This window comes from Legionella nigrisilvae (genome assembly GCF_977063395.2).
The window spans coordinates 1,021,043-1,042,197 of the sequence record NZ_CDRUGZ020000027.1; the positions used below are offsets into that span (position 1 = coordinate 1,021,043).

Consider the following 21,155-nt stretch of genomic DNA (forward strand, 5'->3'; position numbering starts at 1 on the left):
ATTGAATAACAAAGTATCATATTGAATTATTTTTAAACAATTTTGGATTATATCTCATGATCAATTCAAAACTAGTAGGTGGAATATTACTTATAGTAGGAACTTCTATAGGTGGTGGGATGCTTGCCCTACCTGTTTCTACAGCAGAAGTGGGATTTAGCAATTCAATTTTTTTCCTATTTTTTTGCTGGTTGATCATGACAGCAGGCGCATTATTAATCTTGGAAGTCAATCTAAGACTTCCAGCAGGAAGCAATATGATTTCCATGGCTAAATCTACATTGGGTTTACCCGGTCAAATCATCGCATGGATCACTTATCTATTTTTGCTTTACACTCTACTCTCAGCTTATATTTCAGGGGGTAGTGATGTATTCAATAGTTTATTACATAAGCTGAATATCGACTTACCTAATAGTGTCACTGCAATTCTGTTTACACTTTTATTTAGTTTAATCGTTTATAAAGGTATTCGCTCAGTAGACTATGTCAATCGCGGTTTAATGTTTGGTAAGCTGGGTATTTATGTTTTATTAATCGCGATAATTAGCCCCCATGCATCAACTTTAGGTTTAACGGATGGTTCGGCACGTGCCTTCACTGGCACTTTAATGATCTTAATTACTTCCTTTGGTTACGCCTCAATAATACCCAGTTTACGCGACTATTTTGGGGACGATATACGAAGCCTAAAACGTGTCATCTTATTAGGTTCACTTATTCCTCTTGCCTGTTATATTGTTTGGGATGCAGTCATTATGGGGGTTGTTTCTCGTGAAGGAGAAAATGGCTTACTGGCGCTAATGAATTCAGAACATGCGACAAGCGGGTTAACCGAAGCTTTAAGCCAATCGGTGCAAAATCAATGGATAAGTGGATTCTTTGGCTTTTTTACTTCCATCTGTATGCTTACTGCATTTTTAGGAGTTTCATTGGGGTTATTTGACTTTTTGGCAGATGGATTAAAACTGAAAAAATCCGGTAACCAAGGAAAATATACTTTAGCTTTAACATTCCTTCCTCCTCTGGCAGTAGTCTTATTAAATCCAGGTATCTATCTACACGCTCTAAGTTATGCGGGTATTTGTTGCGTTATTTTATTATTGTTATTGCCTGCAATCATGGCATGGCGCGGACGCAAATCTTGCTTAGTTACCACAGAAACTCATTTAGTACCCGGGGGTAATTCCAGTTTAGCTTTAATTGGTTTCATTGCAATGGGTTTACTTATCATTGCGATTATGAGCTAAATGACATATGCGTAAATTGTTTTCCTTACTTGATCAAGGCAATAAATTATAGGAAAAAAATACAACCTAAATTCTAGAGCCTCCTTATTTCCCAAGTCAACGCGTTAAATAAGGCAATAAAAAGGAATTAATCTATGAAATTCGGATATACCATTATTTATGTTAATGATGTAAAAGCTTCTCTGGCCTTTTTTTCTGAGGCGTTTAATATTAAAACACGTTTCTTTCATGAGGCCGGCTATGGTGAACTCGAAACTGGGCAAACAACTCTAGCTTTTGCATCGCATAATTTAGGAGCCTACAATCTTCCAAATGGCTATATAGCAGCTGATTCATCCAGCCAACCTTTGGGCATGGAAATTGTTTTAGTTACTGACTCAGTTCCGCTCGCACATGAGCATGCTGTCGCAGCGGGCGCTAAAACAATTCAAGAACCCATGCAAAAACCCTGGGGACAACTTGTGTCTTATCTTCGTTGTCCAGATGGAACTTTAGTTGAGTTATGCTCACCATTGTCTTAAAGTCATCGTTGAATGAATTTCATACAGTCGCATCGAGGAAACTTCCTTGCACAGTCCTGTTTCGCAGTACTACACTTGGCATGCTTTTCTATTCTTTTTACTAAGTTAACGTTAAGGGTCTATAATTGAAATGAATATCTCATTCATGAAAAATGCAAGGAGGTTATCATGTTAGGTTGGGCCCTCACATTTTTTATTATCGCAATCATTGCAGGACTCTTTGGATTCGGAGGCATTGCAGTTGCAGCAGCAGGAATTGCGAAAATATTATTCTTTTTGTTTCTGGTTATCTTTGTCGTATTCCTGGTGATGGGGTTACTTGCTCGTCGACCTCCTCCATAATAACTCATAGTAAACCCGGGTAACGCGAACCGAAGCCCGGGGATTGCCCAACCTGGTCATAAGTTGCTTTCAATTAATTAAAAAGTTTAATTTGAATTTCTTGCGTGGAACTTTTCCAAGCTCTTTTCATGATTTCCGTATTAAAAGAAATCCCAAAATCCCCATTTCTATTAAGAGCTATGATTCCCATTTCTCCATTTAACTTTTTATTTCGTTCATGAATTACGTAATCACATGCCTCTTGTAATGACATATTAAACTCCATCATCATGGATATGGTATGCCCCACCATCTTTCTAATTAAATATTCACCTTCGCCAGTTCCTGAGACTGCGCAGGTGCTATTGTTGGCATAACATCCTGCGCCAATTACACAACTATCACCAATTCGCCCAGGAAGACAATTGCTAACTCCACCGGTTGATGTTCCAGCTGCAAGATTGGCTTGCCGATCTAAAGCCACAGCACCTACAGTTCCTTTCATTTTCTTTTTTTGAATTTCTTCCCTTGTTTCTGTTTGTTTAAGCTTCTGGTAAATCTCATACTGATGTGGGGTGATAAAAAAAGACTCCTCTTCAAGTTCCATACCATATTTATTAGCTAATTCTAAAGCACCATACCCAGAAAGAAAGACATGCCGGGTTTTCTCCATCACTATTCGAGCAAGGCGAATCGGATTTTTTACCGTACGAACCATTGACACTGCACCAGCGTCAAGATCATAACCACTCATAATGGAAGCATCCATCTCTACTTCGCCTAGACAGTTTAATGCGGATCCTCTTCCTGCATTAAACAGGGGGTTATCTTCAAGAAAAGCAACCGCCTCTTCAACTGCATCTAAAGCAGAGCCATTTTTTTCAAGCACTGCATAACCCGTTTCCGTTGCTTTAGCTAAACCCTCTGCAAATTCCTTTTGATGTTCTTGCAAAAAAGCATAATTTTCACTAGCACCACCATGTACTGCGATTGCAATTTTGTTCATAAGGCTCATTCCGTCACTTTGATTGTTTACTTACAGGGATTGCAGGATTTGCCAGCGTGCGATCAGCAATTGAAAATTGGCATCCTTTAACCAGAAGATGGACTATCAGATTTTCAACAAATACGGGCTCTCCTTCTTCAACCTCTGTAATATTCGTTTGATCAATATTTCTCCCATCAATGATAACCACCATGCCTGAACCATAACATTCAGCATTGGATCCATTTCGAATTACCAGGGCAGTATCTTCGCCTAGACCAATACCTAATTGTTCTGGGTTCATAATAATGGCATGCGCAAGACGACTAAATCGTCCTCTTTTGATAAAATGTGTATCAATAACACAAGACTGTAAAATTCCTAAACCTGAAGAAGTGAGTAAATTTCGATATCTTAAAGCCTCTGATAATCCCCCACCAGTAATCATAACGGTTCCCATCACCATTGCCCCGGCACTGGTACCAGCAATTATAAACTCACTGTCCTTCAGATATCTTTCTTTAAGAATATCGACAATAGGGGTTCCACCTAATATCGTGGACAAACGAAATTGGTCCCCTCCCGTAAAAAAAATAGCGCCAGCATCTTTTGCTCTTTTTAAATATTCATCTTGGCGTGCTTCACTTCTTTTTTTTATAGGAAGAAATCCTATATTGTTATAACCCATGTTCTGAAAAACTTTTTGATAGATTTTTTTTACCTCATCCTGAATTTCAGAACCAGTGGTAATAATTTCAATTTTCTTATTCGAGGGCGGCAATAATTCATTGAGGATTTCATACCGAGTAAATTCTTTTTTTTGCTCTAATATATCTAAAGGCTCCTCATCACCCTTGTCCTCCGCTCCTCCAATGATCAATAACTTAGCTTTGGGTGTCATTATAAACCTCGTTCACCAGCATCGCCTGTTTTTCCTTTTTCTTGAGGAAATTAGTTGTTTCAAATACATCCTCAACGGCGCAAAAAATAAACGTATTTGGCTCAGCTATGGCCATCATATGCTCAATTGCCTCAATCTCATCTGAAATAATATTTAATGAGGGTTTGAAATCAGAACGAAGTATGCCTGCAACAAGAAGACGATTCATTTCATGATGTGTTCTTCCTCTTCCGTCCTTATCATGACGAATGACAATCTCATCAAACATAGAAGCGATTTGGTAACCTAATTGTTCAATATCTTCATCGCGCCGATCGCCCACCACTCCGATGATTCCTATTTTTTTAGCACAGTGCAGTGAATGAAGATAATTTTTTAATTCGCAAAATGCTCCTTCGTTATGAGCGTAATCGACCATCACTTGGCAATGAGGAAATTTAAACAGATTCATTCTACCTGGAAGATTTTCAACAGTAGGATAGAAAATTTGGAGCGCTTCTTTTATTTTTTCTATCGAAAAATGACTTACCACTCCAGCTAATGTGGCTGCTAATATATTCATGATCATAGCGGTAGCATTGCCTTGAAAACTAAGAGGTATTGATTTTATATCTGCTAAAACTGTCCGCTCCGATCCCCTTTGTATTACGATACTTCCTTGAGCCATGTACGCGGCCAACCCACCTAAACTACAATGTTTCCTAATTCTTGGATTTTCAAACATACTAAATAAGGCAATGTTGCATGTTAAATCATTCCTTATATCATAGGTTAAATCGTCATCCGCATTTAAAATTGCATAACCTGTATCTTTTGTACTCCGTGCAACAACGGCTTTCACCTCCGCCAATTCTTCAAGAGTATGGATGTCATTTAATCCCAAATGATCCCCGGTGATATTAGTAATCACACTAATATCTGACTCATCAAATCCCAAGCCGGAACGTAAAATCCCGCCTCGCGCACATTCTAAGACTGCGTAATCTACTTCTGGATCATACAAAACTACTTGTGCGCTTGTAGGTCCACTACAATCCCCGCTAAAGATGAGCTTATTATTAATATAAATCCCATCCGTAGTAGTATGTCCTGTGTAATGATTCGCACAACGAGCAAGATGAGCAATGATTCGCACAACAGATGTTTTTCCGTTAGTTCCTGTAACTGCAACTATTGGGATTCGTGAAGTCAAATTAGACGGATAAAGCATATTTATAATAGGTTCTGCAACATTGCGTGGCGTACCCTCATTAGGAGATAAATGCATTCTCAAACCTGGTCCCGCATTTACTTCAATAATCGCTCCATTATTTTCATTGATAGGAGAACAGATGTCCTTTGCGATTACATCGATTCCACAAATATCCAAATTCATAAGTCTCGCAACACGCTCTGCAAGAAAAATATTAAAAGGATGAACGATATCCGTAACATCTTTAGCTGTGCCGCCTGAACTTAAATTGGCAGTTTCTTTTAGATCTAAAATATGATCCTTAGGTAAAATGCTTTCTAAAGTTAGATTATTTTGTTTTAAAATAGAAAAAGTAGCTTCATCAATCTTAATTGTGGTCAGTACATTTTCATGAGATTCACCCCGATTAGGATCTTCATTCGCTTGTTGAATTAATTGGCGAATTGTAAGTCTTCCGTCCCCTTTAACTTGAGCGGGGGTACGTTTTGCAACCGCAACTACTTTATAGTTGACTACTAAAAATCGATAATCCTCTCCAACAGTAAATCGCTCAATTATCAATTCATTAGAGATTTTTTTCGCGAGCTCATAACCGAAAATTGCTTTATTGAGATCAGTAATATTCGTAGTTACACCTTTTCCATGATTTCCGTTGTGGGGCTTTATTACTAATGGGAATCCTAAATATTCTATTGCATCGTGTAGTTCGTCTTCAGAACTAATAATTAATCCTTTTGGCGTAGGGATTAGATTTGAATTAAGAATTTGCTTTGTAAGTTCTTTATCAGAAGCAATATCGACACCAATAGAACTCGTTTTAGAAGACACTGAAGCCCAAATTTTTTTTTGGTTTCGACCATATCCCAGTGTAATTAACGAAGTATTCTCATGACGTTTCCAAGGTATTTTGCGTTTCGTCGCTTCTTCTATCAGCGCCCTAGTACTAGGACCCAAGCCTTTTTGTTTAAAAATTTCTTTTAAATGATTAATTGCCTCATCAAGGGGATATTCTTTACCTTCAGCTAGGGAATGAATGAAATTGACTGCAACCTGTCCCGCATACAAGCCCGCTTCTTCAATTTGGTATGCATATATGACATGATAAACACCATACTCATTAGTTCCATAAGTTCTGCCAAAACCACAGTCCATTCCTGCAAGGCACTGTAACTCCAAGGCAATATGTTCAATCACATGACCCAACCAAGTGCCTTCTTCTATACGTTTTAGAAATCCACCTTCAACGCCTAAAGAACAACGATGCTTGTCTAAACTAGGTAGATTTTGTATCAATCGCTCCTTAAACCCAATTAACCGATTTGTGGGAAGTTCTTCATATTTCCCTAAGTCAAGTTTGATAACTATGAGTTCTTTTCTGTAGTTCGACCAATAATTCGGACCTTTCAAAACTTGGGTTTTTAAAATGTTCATTAGCATTCCTTTGGCATATAATGAATTACTGAAAACTCTTTTTAGCATAGGAAGAATTATTTAATTCTTCAAATCAATTTAAAAAATAATTGATTTGTAAATCAAGGTGAACTAAGGAATACACTTAATTATTTGAAAAACAATAATTTTTAAGAGAAATTACCCGCATTCTTGTAAAGAATGCAGGTAAATTGGACTATTTTTTGATGTCGCATGTGATTTGTGTACAGTCTCTACAATGCTTTTGTGCAAAAGAAAATGATTTAGCAGCAGAACCAGCATGCTCTGACATTCTCTTATCAGCATCTTGATCTGCTTTTTTATCACTAGAGCTTGCATTGGTAGTACAAACCCAATTTGAACTCATTGAAGTTTTAGTTTTAGAATTCGAACTCGTTGCTTCATCATTTGCAAATGAAGCTACAGAGAAACAAACGAGCGTACTAAATAAGAGTCCTGATAAAATTTTCATTGTCTATCTCCAGTATAAAAACCTGATATCGTAGTTTTAAATTCAGCTGCAGAAAAATTGGGCCAATGGTCTTTATCAAAACCTGGGGCTTTCTTCAAACGCTCTTTATCCACATTTAGAACAAAGCAGTCTTCTTTATTATTGTATAAAAATAAATTCCAGGGCACAGCAAAAAACTTGTTTCCAAAGCCTAAAAAGCCTCCAAAATCTAATACCAGATAATTCACTTTTCCGGATTCTTTATCTATAACAACTTCGGCTATTTCACCTAGGTCTTCATGGGCAGAATTCATAACTTTAGCCCCAGTAATCTCTCCGGATTTTACAATTCCTCTGTTCTCCATTTTAAAACTCCTTTTAAATTCCTAACTAACTATTAATGATGAATTTTGTTTTGGAAGTCTTTCACTGCTTTTTTAGCTTCTTCTTCACTATAACCATAATGTTTTCTTAATTTTCCAAAAATTTCTTCTTGGTTGCCTTCAATTTGTTTAAGGTCATCATCAGTGAGTTTGCCCCAAAATTGCTTCATTTGACCTTTAATTTCCATCCATTTACCTTGAAAAATATTCTGGTTCATTTTGTTCTCCTTTATAATTTTTGCTAATAAAAATCTTCTTTATTGCAAACTAAAGGCTAGTAAAGAATTATAAAAAACGCAAAAAAACAAATTTACCAATTTAAGAAACCCGGGTTCTATTAATGCCCATCCTAGGATTACTAAGGGTATATTTGGAAGATCATTAAGGTTTATATTATGATTTCCATTACAGTTACAGGATGTCCTTTGAAGGTGTCTTTACCTATAATGTTCCATCCTAATGATTGGTAATAGCTTGGGATTGTTCGATCAAAAGCAAAGAGATAAAGTACTTCATATCCCATTTTTTTTGCTTGTTCTTTAGTAACATCAATAAGTCGTTGACCTAGTCCTTGTCTTTGATACTCGGGTTTTACAGTTAAAGAGCCTAGCCATGGCATTAAATCTGGGCGTATCCCATCATTTTCACGTAAACTGCACATGCCCACTGCTTTTTCCTCATCAAATGCCACAAAGGTCATTGGCAAGGTTTCATTATTTGCATGCTCAAGAAAACGCTGTTCAACAACGTGGAGGGGCACACCAGGTAACCAAATTTTTCCAAGTCCTTCTTGCCACATTAGAGCAAGTTCAGGGATCGCATTAAGATTATTTTGCAGAAGTTCAATTCTTATCATGTTAATACTCATTAATTTTGCAGTACTTAGTTAATCACAGAAATTAGGATACCTCTTGTATTTCTCTTTTACCACGGGTATCCCAAGTAAATAATAGGAACAGATAAACAGTTAGAAAAAAGGTCGAGAAACTAGTCAAAGGATACCGTCTAAGCAAAGTTACAACTCCTGAATCCTCATCTATACTAAAAATAGTTTTTGGATCAAGCAAAGGAATAATAATGAATACTCGTTCAGGTAGTGGACGCGGCGATTTTCATACTCTGTACCAAGGTCATTCTGTAGATGATCTCATCATTGAATATATGGAAGAAAATAACATTCCTGGAATGTCTTTAGCCATTGTACAAGCGCCTTATATTACTCGGGTGATTGGCTATGGGCTTGCGAATACAGAAAAAAAGCTTCTTGTGTCCCCTCATACTCTCTTTCCTGTTGGACAATTAACGCATGCTTTTACTGCGGTAGCTATAATGCAATTACTTGAAGAAGGAAAACTACATTTAGAGGATCCGATTTCTGCTTCTATATCATCCTTACCTCAAGAATGGCAAGCGGTTACCATTGGACAATTATTAACTCACAGTTCAGGCATACCTGACTATTCAGAATGTGAAGGTTTTTCATATCATAAAGATTATCACCCTGAAGAGATTTTTAATTTAATTAAGGATCCAAATTTATTATTTACTTCAGGCACCAAAATGAAACCCAGTGCCTCAAATTATTATTTACTAGGAATTATTATTGAAAACCTCAGTGGCATGAGTTATGAAGCTTATGTTACCAAAAATCAGATTGAGCGCGTTGGTTTGAAATGCACATCGTTTATCAAAAATACCTCTTCCATAGCCAATGAAGTGAATAATGGAACAACCCCTTTTAAACATAGTGAGTTTTTACATAACCCCTCTTATATAGATCCAATAGAGGTCGCTGTAGGTTATACAGCAGATAATAAGGCGGCTCCAGAGCTTACTTGGACAACTACTTTTGCGCATAGTGGGATCATGGCTTCCGCAGAAAATATCAGCAGATGGGATATCGGTCTGGCGGGAAGTATTTTAATTAAAGAAGCAGAACATAGGGATTTCCTCTATCAGTGTATTACTTTAAATAATAATACAGTGATTCCCGGAAATGCGAGCTGGTTATTCCCGGGCCATCCTGGCTTAATGGAAATAAAAGGCAACGTTCCTGGTTTTTCAACTTTTTTAAGTCGTTTTACCGCACCGGATGAGCTTTTATGTGTCACTCTTTTAGCCAACAAAGAGAATTTATTTGATTTAGATATCTTAGCCCGTAAAATTGCAGCCGCATTTAATATTAAACTGGCAGCTCCAGAAGGGGCAGGTTCACAAACACTGCAAAGCCCCTATTCAGTATCTCAAACTATAGAACGAATCACTGACATGATTACCCAAAAAGGGGGAAAAATATTTGCCCATATTGATCACAGTAGTGAAGCTCAAAGGGTGAATCAAACACTACCACCCACTGAGGTACTGATCATAGGTAATCCTGAGAAAGGAACAGCATTGATGCAAGAAAATGCAGCCGTTGCGCTTGATTTACCCTTGCGAATCATGGTTACAGAAGATAAACGGGGACAGGTTTGGTTAAGCTTCACTGATCCTATTCAATTAGGTAAAAAATATCATTTACAAGATCAACAATTAAAACAAATCGCATCTACGTTACGCATACTTTGTGAAAAAGCCGTATCAGCACAAAGCATCCCTTAATTTATTGACTGAATGAGTTAATAGATCATGGAGAGTAAATCGAGTTGAGGACGAAGTATAATGTTTATTGAAATTGATTTAAAATAAAAAATAAGGATTTTGTAGCCTTTAATTTTAACTGGATTAACCAATGAAATTCTCAACACTATTAAGGCTGATACGATTTTGGCCGCCATTTTGGGGTGCTGGAATTAGTGTAAAAAGTTTTCATTCTGATGGTAGTCAGATTGTCGTCCAGATGAAAATGCGTTTTTGGAACAAGAATTATGTGGGAACGCATTATGGTGGCTCCATGTATTCTATGACTGATCCTTTTTATATGTTGATGTTAATGCATTTATTAGGGAAGGGGTATGTAGTTTGGGATAAATCAGCGTCAATTCGTTATAAAATACCTGCTAAAGGCACCCTTTATGCACAATTTAAACTCTCTCCACAACAGGTTGAAAACATTCGGCATGAAGTCAATGAAGCGAAAAAAATTGATTCAGAATTTATCATTCCTATAACTGATAAAGAAGGAAAAATTGTTGCTGAAGTAAAAAAAACTCTTTCCATTATTAAAAAATAAAGAACAGATAATTTATTGATTATTTCAGTCATGATCTCAGGGAAACAGAACGGTTTATAAGGAAAGAATCATCAACTTCCAAAGGTAAACGTATACACTTTAACTCCAGGCTCGCTAGTAATAATTTGTAAATATCCATTAGTGAATTTTTTTTGCGAAATTAACTCATAAAGGGAGTATTTATCGACAACGATCGTACGTTCTTGTAATTTTTTTCCTGAGGATGGGTCAGTGACTATGACCTTAACCGTGATAGGATTTACGGTATTATTTCCCATAACCGCATAAACTTTCCGGGCATTAAAGTGAATTTTTAACGCAGCGTTTGCTTCTGAAGATATAATGTTTTGGGCGTTAACTTCCCATAGCCCATCCAAACTCCATGCATTAGATGATAATTTATCGGAAAAATGATATTGGCTGGTTTTATCTTTTATGAGCTCTGGACTGTACTCAGGATCAGCTTTTGCATACCCTAAATAGGTTTCTGGTGTTTGGGTAAGGTTAAAAGAAATACCTTTTAAAGATTTTAAAGTGCTGAGATCTTTTACCCCCAATAAAAAGCGGATGTTATTCTCCATAACATCATATTCACCTTCACCAAAATGTCGGTACACCACATAGCCCTTTTCGTTAATTAAATAATGCGCAGGCCAGTAGTGATTTTGATAATTCCTCCAGGTTACAAATTGATTATCAAGTGCTACCGGATAGAGTATTCCATATCGCTTCACCGCCGCTTTGACATTATCTAAGTTTTTTTCAAAATCAAATTCCGGCGTATGAATACCAATAATTACTAAACCTTTATCATGATAACGATTATACCAATCTTTGATGTAAGGTATGGTGCGCAAACAATTGATACATGAATAGGTCCAGAAATCGATTAAAACTACTTTTCCGTGCAAATCATTTAAGCGTAAAGGAGGCGAATTTATCCAGGCACTAATACCTTGGATGGGTGGCGCTGGGTAAGTAAACCATAAGCCATTGATAAGGGAATTTGACGTTTTAATTCCTGTTTGTGGAGTCACTGAAGATGAAACGCCCCCTCCTTCAAAGTAAACCATATACACCAAACTCGCAATAATTATCCCTCCTAAGAATTTACGAAAAAGAGTGGCTCGTGTTTTAAAAAAGGTGAATGTATTAATTAATTTTTTCCCATATAGTGAAATAATAAACATAGGAATTGCAGCTCCAAGAGCAAACGCAATCAACGTAAAGAAACTAATAATTGTCGTGTCCTGTAAAGCTGTTTGCACAATAATGGCAGCCAGAATGGGACCTGCACAAGGAGTCCAAATAATTGCAATGATCCCTCCTAAAAAAAGTCCATTCCAAAATCCACCCTCGGGTTTATTAGCAACCGAAAAAAAGCTACCTATACGGGTAAGCCCTTGTGTTATTTTCCCAAATATTTCAGTTAAATAATTAGAAATCATGATAATGCCTAAAAGAAACAAAATGGCATAACCAATCTCTCGAACTAAATTAAAATCAATATCTAAATAACGCACTAATTGATGAGAAAAGAACACTAATAAAGAAAAAAATAAAGTAAAACCAACAATAATCCCCATAGGTCTTTTTTTGGATCCGGAGAGTGAACCCGCTAAAAAAATAGGGAGAATCGGTAAGATACAAGGAGAAATTATTAAACAAAATCCTTCTATAAACCCTAAAATAATATTAATAAAATTTGTTTCCATTTTCTTTCCGGAACTCACAATTCATTTTATCAATATCTGGTGCGGTCATTGGTTGTTAGTTGAAATCCATGGCTGCATTGTCAATTGGCGTAAAACACATACTAAGACTAGTTACAAACGCACATGAGCTCCACTTTCCTGTAATCGCTTGGCCACTACCAATTGAATATTATCTCGTGCTCGCGCAGGAAAATATTGATAAACTCCCAAAAAATCCTTTGCATTAATCGTAAGAAACTGACAAGCAGTTAGGGTACTAATACGCGCCGTTCTTCGAATATTACGTAAAATTGCAATTTCCCCGAACACATCGCCTGGACCCAAAGTATTAATACGTTTCCACCCCATAGATTGGGTTTTTATAGAAACTTGAACAGTACCTCGAATAATAATATATAGCTTATCCCCTATTTCACCTTGCTCTATAACGAGTTCTTCGGGTCCATAGTTAGCAATAACACATTTATCAGCAAGCATTTTTTGCTCAATAAAGCCGATACCTGTAAAAATAGTGGCTCGAGAAAGAATAGGTATAATTTCTGCTTGCGATAGACTATTACTAGGTTCCATATACTTTCTCCCTATTCAAGATATTATCCTAGAAACGCGGTGCCTTTTTATCATAGTATAGTTGTCTTTTCTAAAAATTTTTTAGAATCAGAATAGTCTCGTAGTTGGTCGCAAAACAATTGTCCTAAAAATAATAATACACTGATTAAATCGGCCACTCCCCCTGGACTAATTCCTAACTTGGAAAAAAGTTGATGTAATTCCAATGCCTTTTTTTGACGTGTCTGCACACATTGAATTGCTAATAATTCTGCGGCCTTCTCTTTTGCATAATCTAAACCCAACTTACCCTTTCTATGAAGAATGTTGGTATCATCCACATGCAGTAGAAGCTTTGAATAAGCAAATAAACAAATTGTATCCAACGATTGAGTCTCAATAAAAAGTGAAATAAAGGTTGGTAGTAATTGAAATATCAGATCATAACCCTGCATCGCCATTTGCTTCGCATCAATCACCTTATATTTCTGACGTACTAATGCACCGTGGCTTTCGGGATGTTCAAGATGGTCCGCCAAATATTTTGGCCAATCTTTTAGTATTTGCTGATGAACCTCCAAAGGAGTGAATTGTTTCTTTTCCTGCGCCAACCTCATCACTGAAATACAGAATATACCCAAAGCAAAAATCGCCCCCCGATGGGTGTTGATTCCCCCCGTTTTTTCCAGCATGCGCTGTTCCGCCTTAATAGCCACTTGTTTTAATTCAGCAAAAGAATTTTTAATTAATCCCTTTTTTGTAAGTTGATAGAAGTAATGCCGTAAGGTAAATAGGCTACGGTAAAAGGTCTCACCATTCATGTCATGATGGGCACCAGGATCCACAAAACTGACTAACCCAGGTTTTGGATAGGCTTTAACTTCAAAATATAGGGCTCGCACCGCCAGTTTGGCAAGTGAGCGTTCACAACATAGGATAGTATTCATAAAGTTCAATTCTTGATAATAATCTAACCCTGTGCAGACTCTTACACAACATCTTTTTTGCAGATAAATTGAGTAACTCTCTGATGGGAATATCACCAAAACCAGGAAAACGTACCTCTCCATCAATCACTCGATTAAATTTGTGGGTTAATGCGTCAATTAACTCGCGGAGGGCAACTAGAGAATATCCTTGGTAATTGAGAAGTATATCTAGGTCTGAATCCGGACTAACAAAAGAATCTTCGGTTAAATATTGAAATAAAAATGAGCCGTACACCGCGATATCAGAAATTAAATACAATTCAAGAATACGATATAACTCCGTGATTCCATAATAGCGGCAAAAAAAATTATCCATCTTGATGAGTTGCGGAAGTGGACTTTGTTGGCGCACAAATGATGGATTAACTCGTAAACCAACTCGATGTTTTTTATTAGCCAACAAAAGAGTTACCCCAAGACTGACGGTTTCTTGAGGAACTAATTGTCTGGTATAAATACAAGGCAAACCTTTTACCAGCCAAAGCCTAACCTGTTCTTCAATCATTTGTTTCTCTTCATGAAATGAAGCAATAGTAAAATCAGCATTAGGTTGAAGATAAATTAAATGATGTCGTTTTGGATTCATAAATGATTGGCTACTTTATTGATAATCGAATAAGCAAGCTTCCTGCCTCCCCGGTTGTACCCCAATAGTGCTCGATCATCCTTATTACTATTTTTTTGAATAACTCCTTCAATTTTTGCAGCAAGTTCAGATGGATTTATGATCTCATGCACTCCCCCAAGTTCGTAAAAATTTTGCACGCCAGGTGCAAAAACAGGTAGGGTCTTACTAAGCTCCTCAAGTGTACTCAATTCTATTTTGGTTACCTTGGCAATGCCCTCCAGCCACATCACAGCCAAGTGGGCATCGGGCAAGGCTAAAATGGTATCTGCCATTAAGCCATAGGCAATAAAAGCGCCACCTAATGCTTGATTATACACAAGTGATATCAAAGTATTTCCTTGGCGACGTAAACACTCCAGACATTCAAGCAAATGGCCAAAATATTGTTGCATCCCCAACCATTCATCCCGCATAGTTAATTCTTGCCCCGCAACATCGACTAAAAGTAAAACAGGAGCTTTTGATTGACTCTCGAGAATATCGATTAGGTGCTGAGCCATAATTAACGCTTGTTCTACACCCAGGAAAGTTGATTCTTTTACACCAAGAAGATGAATCGGTTCATTATTTAGTGTCCCCTGACCGTAAACAACAGATTGATTCTCTGTTAAGTTGATTTCCTGAGAAAATATCTGTTTGAGAAGATCCTTTAATGCAATCATTTTTTTCTTATTCCTTCTGCATGAATCGTACAGCGGAAAACCTCGTCATCCCGAGCGCAGCGAGGGATGATGGGCTACGATTTTATACTTTTTGCTGCATTTAAAAATTCCTCTTCATTCATATCAAAAAGAGTTGCAGCATACTTTGGGGCAACTTTATTAAGGTAAGCTCCTTCTTCCTGGTATCCCTGCGTTTCCTGGACACGTTTTTTTAAGAAGTTATGCTTTTGTTTTATAGAGTTAAGATCCAAAGGAGTACACTTATCAAGACCTGCAATCAGTTCAGAACGTATTGCGACCACATTTGAGCCCACATAACTTTGAGCAATATCCTGCAAATAACGGGTTTTACCTCCATATACACGCCATACCAACGCCCTATCTTGGGAATTGAACGCTTTAATTCCAGCGACCGCTTGAATAACCTCAGGGCCAGAGACTCCAATGCGTCCTACTTCATTAATTACAAGATAATCCAAACACGCAGAAATAATTCCCATACCCCCAAAAGCACCATTTCTTCCACAAACAACACCTATAGTGGTTATCCCATGATGGCGTGCTTCGAACACAGCGCGAATTATTTCTGAAATTGCTAGCTCCCCTGCATTTGCTTCATGCAACCGCACACCCCCGCTATCAATAAGGAGGATCACTGCTTTAGCTTGGGTTGTAATTGCAGCTTTGAATAAACCAGTAAGTTTTGCCCCATGAATTTCCCCAACGGCCCCCCCCATGAAATCTTTTTGCTGGGCAGCAACAACTACTTTATTTTTTTTCAACAATGCCGAACCGATGACAATACCGTCATCGGCTTGTCCTGGCAAATTTAAAGCAGCTAAATGAGGACTGTATTGCTTTTCATCAGTGAGCCATTCAGTAAAGGATCCCTCATCAAAAATAACCTGAATTCGCTCACGGGCATCAAGCTCTTCATAATTAGTACCTATTTTGCAGTTACCCTGAAATTCAGCCAATGCCTGACTTAAACGTAATAAAACAACTGCGGGAGTCGCTCCGTTATCATTAAGAGTAAACTGCAAACCAATGGGTTGATATTGATTGACAAAATCCCCGATGACCATTTTCCACACAGGCTTGTAATGTTCAATTGCTGTCTGAATCGTAAATAGTGTTTCAGAACTCGGACTTTCCTCAATAATGACTTCTAGATTACCCGAGCCAACAACGCCACAAATCGTTTTTTTGCCTCGCAAACGTTCTCCAGAAAGTGCAAACCGAAATTCCATCATTTCCATATTATTGTCCTACCAATTTCTAAATTTTACAGGCGGTTCATATAGCCCCTTGGAACAGTCAACAAGATCACGAATCGATTTCGCTGACAATAAATCTCGAGTGGCATCGGACGTTTTAATTCCTAAATCTTCAGGACGCTTAATGACCCCTCGCTGACGCAATTCATCCACTTTTTTCCTATCCCGCAACATTCCAATCTCAGTATATCCTGCGATGCCACGAATTGCCTGTTCTCGTTCTTCTAGATCTCGACACATAAGGAGATTAGCAATCCCTTCTTCGGTTACTACATGACTAACATCATCTCCATAAATCATCACGGCGGGCAAATCAGCATTCATTGATTTTTGCAAGGCCCAGGCATCCAGCTTTTCTACAAAGGTGGGCTGCGTAGAACTCTGGAATGTTTCTACCATTTGAATTACCAATTTTCTTCCTCGAGGCATTTTTGTTCCCAAAGCGTCACTGCGCTCTTGCCCTGCTTTTAACCAAGCATAGGAGGAGTGACGCCGGCCAGGAGCATCACAACCCATATTTGGAGCCCCTCCAAAACCTGCAATGCGACCTTCAACCGCTGTAGAGCTGTTTCCCTCAAGGTCCATTTGCAATGTTGCGCCGATAAACACATCACAGGCATAATGTCCCGCTAACTGACCTAACATTCGATTCGAACGCAAACATCCTTCTTTACCTGTAAAAAAGATATCGGGTCGAGCAGCCGCATAGCGATTCATACCTACTTCGCCCCCAAACGGGTAAATGGTTTTTACAAATCCTGCTTCAATAGCGGGTATCAAGGTAGGTAAAGGATTTACAACCCAATGCTGGCATATTTTTCCTTTTAGCCCTAGTGATGCCGCATAGGTAGGCAAAAGTAATTCAATGGCACAGGTATTGAAACCCACTCCATGATTTAATCGATTCACTTGATACGGTGCATATATCCCTTTGATCACCATCATCGCCATTAATATTTTCACTTCATCTATTTGTGCAGGATCCCGGGTAAAAAGTGGTTCAATGTAAGAGGGTTCTGGACCTTGAACAATAACATCAACCCAATCTCCAGGAATATCGACTCGCGGTAATTGTTGCACCACTTCATTGACTTGAACAATTACTATGCCGTTTTTAAAGTTAGTAGCTTCGATAAGTGCGGGCGTTTCTTCTGTATTTGCTCCGGTAAATAAATTGCCCTGTTTATCTGCTTTATCAGCCATCAACATACAAACATTGGGGGTTAAATCAGTAACCAACCTACCAAATAGCTCATTATAAGTATGAATATTTCCTATTTTGATTTTTTTATTTTTTACCATATCCGCAAGACGAATTGATTGAGGTCCTGAATAAGCAAAATCAATTCGTTCTGCTATTCCTTTTTCAAAAATATCGAGATGCTCGGCCAAGGCAATAGCGGATTGGATCATATGTAAATGATTTATTTTGGAAGGATTCAATTGAGTCAATGCCGCAGCCAAAAAATTAGCCTGCTTTTGGTTATCTCCTTCGATACATACCCGATCACCTGAGTGAATGAGCTGGGACAATACGTTGATTAGGTCGCATGCTGCAACAAATTTAGTGTCCTTCAGGTACGGCTTAACTTTGGACAGACGTTTTAAATACTCTTTTTTATTCTGCTCCCACATATTATGTCCTATCATTTTTATATAAAAAAGGAGAAGGTATATTGGATAATCCCCAATACCGTTTTTGCTTTTTCAGCCTACCATTCTGATGCGTCTTTTAGTGCAATTTGAGTCGTGGTTTTATTCTGCGACTCAATACATTTGATAGAGTGAGTAAGAACACTCGCCACCAACCATATAAAGAAATTTGATGTTGTTTGTATAGAGATAGATAGAATAAACGGGCTAGCTTACCCTCTATCATCAGACTATTAGTAATTTTACCCATCAAATTTCCCACTACATGGTGGCTCATGGTAACTAAAGAACCATGATCCTGATAATGATAAACAGGAAGGGGTTTCCCCTCTAAATATTTATCGAAGTTTTTATACAAAAATTGTGCTTGCTGATGTGCTGCTTGTGCGCGTGGTGGCACAGTTTTATCCGAGTGAGTTTGTGGACAACTGGCGCAATCACCTAAAACAAAAATAGAATCATCCAGGGTTGTTTGTAAGGTTTGTTTCACTAACAATTGATTGATGTGGTTTACTTCCAAACCGTCCAACTGCCTCAAAAAATCTGGAGCTTTAATACCAGCAGTCCAGACAATAAGATCTGCAGGAATAAATTGTCCTGATTTGGTATGCAAACCTTTTTCTGTAACCTCATTAACTTGTTCGTTAACACAGATTTTTACACCCATATTACTTAACTCAGTAAACACTTTTTCTGAAAGCTGTTCTGGAAGTGCTGTCAATAATCTGCTTGCTGCTTCAATTAGCGTAAAAGAAATAATTTCGGGCTGAATGCCAATGCCATAATTTATAATCTCATGGACTGAACTGTTTAATTCGGCTATTAATTCAATCCCAGTAGCACCTCCCCCGACAACGACAAGATTAAATATTCCCTGTTCTGACTGCTGAGAAAGACGCATGAAGTGATTTAATAATTCACGATGAAAATAAACTGCTTGCGGAATATTATCTAAAAACAAACAATGTTCACGTACACCAGAAATACCAAAATCATTAGCAACACTCCCCACTGCGATGACTAATATATCGTATGAAAGTGCTCGTTTTGGAAGTACTTCTCGGTCATGACTGTAAAAAGGAGATAAATAAATTTCTTTTTTACTTCGGTTTAAACCTTCGAGTGCCCCTAAAACAAAATGAAAATGATGTGTAGCAGCATAAGCAAGATAATCAATTTCATTTTCATTGGTAAACAAGCTTCCAGCAGCTACCTCATGTAGTAAAGGTTTCCAAATATGAGTTGCAGAACAATCCACTAGAGTTATGGTGGCTTTACCCTCTTTTCCATATTTATTACCAAACAGTGCAGCCAGCTCCATTCCTCCTGCACCACCGCCGACAATAATAATGTTTGGTACATGAATTTTATTTGGCATAAAAACTCTTCCGCGGAATAAATTATTATTATAGTAGGATTTGCTTATAATTCCTTCTTAAAGACTATCCGGAGCCGTCTAAGAAATGGTAACAATCCTGCCCTATATTTTCATATTAATGAGTCGTTTAGAATAAGTAAATATGCACATAAAACCAAACGGACAATGCATGTTGTGCACGTGTGCCTGAAGGTGTTTCCGTATTAAGAGTCTCGGTAACACGATTTATTCAAAGTTCAACTTACACTCATGTAAGGGGATTATTTTGGTTCTTTTTATCCATTTATGTCCTAGCCAAAGTATTAAAAAAAGGGGCACACTTAGATAAGAAATGAATAAACCATACCAATCTACAGGTTTACTTATTAACGCCGCATAATTTTGACCGCCGATCACAATGAGGCATACACTAAAAGCAAACAAAGGCCCAAAAGGATATCCTTTTGCCAGATAAGGAAGCTTCGCTGGATCATTTCCTTGGCATAAATAAGCTTTACGAAAACGATAATGGCTAACTGCTATTCCCATCCAAGCAATAAACCCGGAAAGACTTGTTGCATTGAGTAACCAAAAATAAACTGTTCCATTACCAAAAACGGAAGATAAAAATGCCAGCATTGCAACCGCACTGGTTAATGTTAAAGCATACACAGGGATTCCTCTGCGGTTCACCACAGAAAAAATTCGAGGAACATGACCTTCCTTGGCAAGATACCAAAGCATTCTGCTCCCCACATACATACTCGAATTGGCTGTTGAAATAATGGCAACAAGAATTACAGCGTTCATAATCATCGCGGCAAATGTTTTATTAAACTGTTGGAATACTAAGGTAAAGGGGCTCATTACTACATCAGAACTGACTAATTGTGACGCGGTATAAGGAATTAAAAGGCTAATAACAAATAAGGATAAAATGAAAAATATGAGAATCCGCCAAAAAACCATTTTGATTGCCTTAGGAATTGTCTTCTGAGGATGGGAACTCTCTCCTGCAGCTACACCAATTAATTCAGTGCCTTGAAAAGAAAAACCTGCAGCAATAAAAGCCCCCAGAACACCAATCCATCCCCCATGAAAGGGAGCATCACCAATACGCCAATTTTGAAAACCACCTGCTTTATAATCTGCAAAACCAAGAACTAGAAAAAATCCCGTCACAATAAAGAGAATCACCACGGAAATTTTGATAAAAGAAAGCCAGTATTCCACCTCGCCAAATGCTTTAGTCGATATCGCATTAAAACCAATAATCAAAAAGAGAAAAATGGAGCACCAAATAAATGATGGGCTTTCAGGAAACCAGAAATGCATAATTAATGCGGAAGCTGAAATTTCTGAGGCAATATAAATGGCACAGCTATACCAATAATTCCAACCCAGTGCATATCCTAAAGAAGGATCTAAAAAGCGAGCAGCATAAACATAAAATGAACCACTGGTCGGCATAAATGCCGCCATTTCCCCAAGACCACCCATTAGGAAATAGACCATAATTCCCATAATCAAGTAGGCCAGTAGCGTCCCTCCCGGGCCCGCTATAGATAAAGCACTTCCACTTGCTAAGAAAATTCCAGTTCCAATAGAACCACCTAGGGTTATCATTCCCAATATACGCGCATTGAGCTTTCGTTGCAGCGAAGGCTCCTGTGCTAAATCGTGCATCAATCAATCCTTGAATCTAAGAAGAGTAAGGC

Annotated in this window: 21 protein-coding genes; 5 read left to right on the forward strand and 16 right to left on the reverse strand. The window is 37.9% G+C overall.

Features of this window, described 5'->3' with window-relative positions; translation table 11 throughout:
• The first annotated feature begins 56 nt into the window (after positions 1-56).
• The 3 genes from ACWTE2_RS21800 to ACWTE2_RS21810 all read left to right on the forward strand — a co-directional run bounded on the left by ACWTE2_RS21800 (position 57) and on the right by ACWTE2_RS21810 (position 2,113).
• Positions 57-1,250 carry an amino acid permease gene (locus tag ACWTE2_RS21800; RefSeq protein ID WP_182391314.1) on the forward strand — a complete coding sequence of 398 codons (1,194 nt, stop codon included), beginning with the start codon at positions 57-59 and terminating at the stop codon, positions 1,248-1,250.
• A 134-nt stretch (positions 1,251-1,384) separates the two neighbouring features.
• A complete protein-coding gene (locus ACWTE2_RS21805; RefSeq protein WP_182391315.1) occupies positions 1,385-1,771 on the forward strand; it encodes a VOC family protein in 387 nt (128 codons plus the stop codon).
• Positions 1,772-1,939: 168 nt separating this feature from the next.
• Entirely contained in the window at positions 1,940-2,113 is a 174-nt protein-coding gene (locus ACWTE2_RS21810; RefSeq protein ID WP_182391316.1) for a DUF1328 domain-containing protein, read from the forward strand.
• 73 nt (positions 2,114-2,186) lie between these two features.
• Here ACWTE2_RS21810 and ACWTE2_RS21815 read toward each other — a convergent pair whose 3' ends face one another.
• The 7 genes from ACWTE2_RS21815 to ACWTE2_RS21845 form a co-directional block, all read right to left on the reverse strand.
• Positions 2,187-3,098: an isoaspartyl peptidase/L-asparaginase family protein gene (locus ACWTE2_RS21815; RefSeq protein WP_454784343.1), complete on the reverse strand. Its 912-nt coding sequence runs from the start codon at positions 3,096-3,098 to the stop codon at positions 2,187-2,189.
• Positions 3,099-3,111: 13 nt separating this feature from the next.
• Positions 3,112-3,978 (reverse strand): cyanophycinase, encoded by an 867-nt coding sequence (locus ACWTE2_RS21820; RefSeq protein ID WP_182391318.1) that lies wholly within the window; start codon positions 3,976-3,978, stop codon positions 3,112-3,114.
• On the reverse strand, positions 3,962-6,601 hold the full coding sequence (gene cphA / locus ACWTE2_RS21825) for a cyanophycin synthetase (protein WP_454784344.1): 2,640 nt from the start codon (positions 6,599-6,601) through the stop codon (positions 3,962-3,964). Before cphA ends, ACWTE2_RS21820 begins: the two co-directional genes overlap by 17 nt.
• A 196-nt stretch (positions 6,602-6,797) precedes the next feature.
• Positions 6,798-7,073, reverse strand: coding sequence for a hypothetical protein (locus ACWTE2_RS21830; RefSeq protein ID WP_454784345.1), 276 nt, complete (start codon positions 7,071-7,073; stop codon positions 6,798-6,800).
• Positions 7,070-7,417 (reverse strand): PRC-barrel domain-containing protein, encoded by a 348-nt coding sequence (locus ACWTE2_RS21835; RefSeq protein ID WP_182391321.1) that lies wholly within the window; start codon positions 7,415-7,417, stop codon positions 7,070-7,072. The genes ACWTE2_RS21830 and ACWTE2_RS21835 overlap by 4 nt, the downstream gene beginning before the upstream one ends.
• A 32-nt stretch (positions 7,418-7,449) precedes the next feature.
• On the reverse strand, positions 7,450-7,653 hold the full coding sequence (locus ACWTE2_RS21840) for a CsbD family protein (protein ID WP_182391322.1): 204 nt from the start codon (positions 7,651-7,653) through the stop codon (positions 7,450-7,452).
• Between the two features lie 170 nt (positions 7,654-7,823).
• Positions 7,824-8,291 carry a GNAT family N-acetyltransferase gene (locus tag ACWTE2_RS21845; protein ID WP_454784346.1) on the reverse strand — a complete coding sequence of 156 codons (468 nt, stop codon included), beginning with the start codon at positions 8,289-8,291 and terminating at the stop codon, positions 7,824-7,826.
• 221 nt (positions 8,292-8,512) lie between these two features.
• Here ACWTE2_RS21845 and ACWTE2_RS21850 point away from each other — a divergent pair, with 221 nt between their 5' ends.
• Together ACWTE2_RS21850 and ACWTE2_RS21855 are read left to right on the forward strand one after the other, a co-directional pair.
• The gene (locus ACWTE2_RS21850; RefSeq protein ID WP_454784347.1) at positions 8,513-10,036 is read left to right on the forward strand and encodes a serine hydrolase; all 1,524 of its coding nucleotides are present in this window, start codon (positions 8,513-8,515) and stop codon (positions 10,034-10,036) included.
• A gap of 130 nt (positions 10,037-10,166) precedes the next feature.
• Complete coding sequence (locus ACWTE2_RS21855; protein ID WP_182391325.1) at positions 10,167-10,607, forward strand: DUF4442 domain-containing protein; 441 nt, start codon at positions 10,167-10,169, stop codon at positions 10,605-10,607.
• A 71-nt stretch (positions 10,608-10,678) separates the two neighbouring features.
• On the opposite strand, the gene ACWTE2_RS21860 is transcribed toward ACWTE2_RS21855, so the two are convergent.
• The 9 genes from ACWTE2_RS21860 to ACWTE2_RS21900 form a co-directional block, all read right to left on the reverse strand.
• The gene (locus ACWTE2_RS21860) at positions 10,679-12,322 is read right to left on the reverse strand and encodes a cytochrome c biogenesis protein DipZ (protein ID WP_454784348.1); all 1,644 of its coding nucleotides are present in this window, start codon (positions 12,320-12,322) and stop codon (positions 10,679-10,681) included.
• 111 nt (positions 12,323-12,433) lie between these two features.
• Entirely contained in the window at positions 12,434-12,892 is a 459-nt protein-coding gene (locus ACWTE2_RS21865) for a cyclic nucleotide-binding domain-containing protein (RefSeq protein ID WP_182391327.1), read from the reverse strand.
• A 50-nt stretch (positions 12,893-12,942) separates the two neighbouring features.
• On the reverse strand, positions 12,943-13,818 hold the full coding sequence (locus ACWTE2_RS21870; protein WP_454784349.1) for a triphosphoribosyl-dephospho-CoA synthase: 876 nt from the start codon (positions 13,816-13,818) through the stop codon (positions 12,943-12,945).
• Positions 13,796-14,446, reverse strand: coding sequence for a phosphoribosyl-dephospho-CoA transferase MdcG domain-containing protein (locus ACWTE2_RS21875; protein ID WP_454784350.1), 651 nt, complete (start codon positions 14,444-14,446; stop codon positions 13,796-13,798). The genes ACWTE2_RS21870 and ACWTE2_RS21875 overlap by 23 nt, the downstream gene beginning before the upstream one ends.
• Positions 14,443-15,150 (reverse strand): biotin-independent malonate decarboxylase subunit gamma, encoded by a 708-nt coding sequence (locus ACWTE2_RS21880; protein ID WP_454784351.1) that lies wholly within the window; start codon positions 15,148-15,150, stop codon positions 14,443-14,445. The genes ACWTE2_RS21875 and ACWTE2_RS21880 overlap by 4 nt, the downstream gene beginning before the upstream one ends.
• Positions 15,151-15,224: 74 nt before the next feature.
• Positions 15,225-16,409 carry a biotin-independent malonate decarboxylase subunit beta gene (locus ACWTE2_RS21885; RefSeq protein WP_454784352.1) on the reverse strand — a complete coding sequence of 395 codons (1,185 nt, stop codon included), beginning with the start codon at positions 16,407-16,409 and terminating at the stop codon, positions 15,225-15,227.
• Positions 16,410-16,418: 9 nt separating this feature from the next.
• Positions 16,419-18,062 (reverse strand): malonate decarboxylase subunit alpha, encoded by a 1,644-nt coding sequence (mdcA, locus tag ACWTE2_RS21890; protein ID WP_454784353.1) that lies wholly within the window; start codon positions 18,060-18,062, stop codon positions 16,419-16,421.
• 97 nt (positions 18,063-18,159) lie between these two features.
• Positions 18,160-19,458 carry an NAD(P)/FAD-dependent oxidoreductase gene (locus tag ACWTE2_RS21895; protein ID WP_454784354.1) on the reverse strand — a complete coding sequence of 433 codons (1,299 nt, stop codon included), beginning with the start codon at positions 19,456-19,458 and terminating at the stop codon, positions 18,160-18,162.
• A gap of 225 nt (positions 19,459-19,683) precedes the next feature.
• A complete protein-coding gene (locus ACWTE2_RS21900) occupies positions 19,684-21,123 on the reverse strand; it encodes an amino acid permease (protein WP_454784355.1) in 1,440 nt (479 codons plus the stop codon).
• Positions 21,124-21,155 lie beyond the last annotated feature (32 nt).

What these genes read in the sequence shown, in the direction of transcription:
- ACWTE2_RS21850 (WP_454784347.1), top strand. Translation starts at nt 8,513, where the DNA reads ATGAATACTCGTTCAGGTAGTGGACGCGGCGATTTTCATACTCTGTAC.
- ACWTE2_RS21885 (WP_454784352.1), bottom strand. Translation starts at nt 16,409, where the DNA reads ATGGAAATGATGGAATTTCGGTTTGCACTTTCTGGAGAACGTTTGCGA.
- ACWTE2_RS21870 (WP_454784349.1), bottom strand. Translation starts at nt 13,818, where the DNA reads ATGAATACTATCCTATGTTGTGAACGCTCACTTGCCAAACTGGCGGTG.
- ACWTE2_RS21900 (WP_454784355.1), bottom strand. Translation starts at nt 21,123, where the DNA reads ATGCACGATTTAGCACAGGAGCCTTCGCTGCAACGAAAGCTCAATGCG.
- ACWTE2_RS21895 (WP_454784354.1), bottom strand. Translation starts at nt 19,458, where the DNA reads ATGCCAAATAAAATTCATGTACCAAACATTATTATTGTCGGCGGTGGT.
- cphA (WP_454784344.1), bottom strand. Translation starts at nt 6,601, where the DNA reads ATGAACATTTTAAAAACCCAAGTTTTGAAAGGTCCGAATTATTGGTCG.
- ACWTE2_RS21810 (WP_182391316.1), top strand. Translation starts at nt 1,940, where the DNA reads ATGTTAGGTTGGGCCCTCACATTTTTTATTATCGCAATCATTGCAGGA.
- ACWTE2_RS21855 (WP_182391325.1), top strand. Translation starts at nt 10,167, where the DNA reads ATGAAATTCTCAACACTATTAAGGCTGATACGATTTTGGCCGCCATTT.
- ACWTE2_RS21865 (WP_182391327.1), bottom strand. Translation starts at nt 12,892, where the DNA reads ATGGAACCTAGTAATAGTCTATCGCAAGCAGAAATTATACCTATTCTT.
- ACWTE2_RS21840 (WP_182391322.1), bottom strand. Translation starts at nt 7,653, where the DNA reads ATGAACCAGAATATTTTTCAAGGTAAATGGATGGAAATTAAAGGTCAA.
- ACWTE2_RS21820 (WP_182391318.1), bottom strand. Translation starts at nt 3,978, where the DNA reads ATGACACCCAAAGCTAAGTTATTGATCATTGGAGGAGCGGAGGACAAG.
- ACWTE2_RS21835 (WP_182391321.1), bottom strand. Translation starts at nt 7,417, where the DNA reads ATGGAGAACAGAGGAATTGTAAAATCCGGAGAGATTACTGGGGCTAAA.
- mdcA (WP_454784353.1), bottom strand. Translation starts at nt 18,062, where the DNA reads ATGTGGGAGCAGAATAAAAAAGAGTATTTAAAACGTCTGTCCAAAGTT.
- ACWTE2_RS21875 (WP_454784350.1), bottom strand. Translation starts at nt 14,446, where the DNA reads ATGAATCCAAAACGACATCATTTAATTTATCTTCAACCTAATGCTGAT.
- ACWTE2_RS21830 (WP_454784345.1), bottom strand. Translation starts at nt 7,073, where the DNA reads ATGAAAATTTTATCAGGACTCTTATTTAGTACGCTCGTTTGTTTCTCT.
- ACWTE2_RS21805 (WP_182391315.1), top strand. Translation starts at nt 1,385, where the DNA reads ATGAAATTCGGATATACCATTATTTATGTTAATGATGTAAAAGCTTCT.
- ACWTE2_RS21800 (WP_182391314.1), top strand. Translation starts at nt 57, where the DNA reads ATGATCAATTCAAAACTAGTAGGTGGAATATTACTTATAGTAGGAACT.
- ACWTE2_RS21880 (WP_454784351.1), bottom strand. Translation starts at nt 15,150, where the DNA reads ATGATTGCATTAAAGGATCTTCTCAAACAGATATTTTCTCAGGAAATC.
- ACWTE2_RS21860 (WP_454784348.1), bottom strand. Translation starts at nt 12,322, where the DNA reads ATGGAAACAAATTTTATTAATATTATTTTAGGGTTTATAGAAGGATTT.
- ACWTE2_RS21845 (WP_454784346.1), bottom strand. Translation starts at nt 8,291, where the DNA reads ATGATAAGAATTGAACTTCTGCAAAATAATCTTAATGCGATCCCTGAA.
- ACWTE2_RS21815 (WP_454784343.1), bottom strand. Translation starts at nt 3,098, where the DNA reads ATGAACAAAATTGCAATCGCAGTACATGGTGGTGCTAGTGAAAATTAT.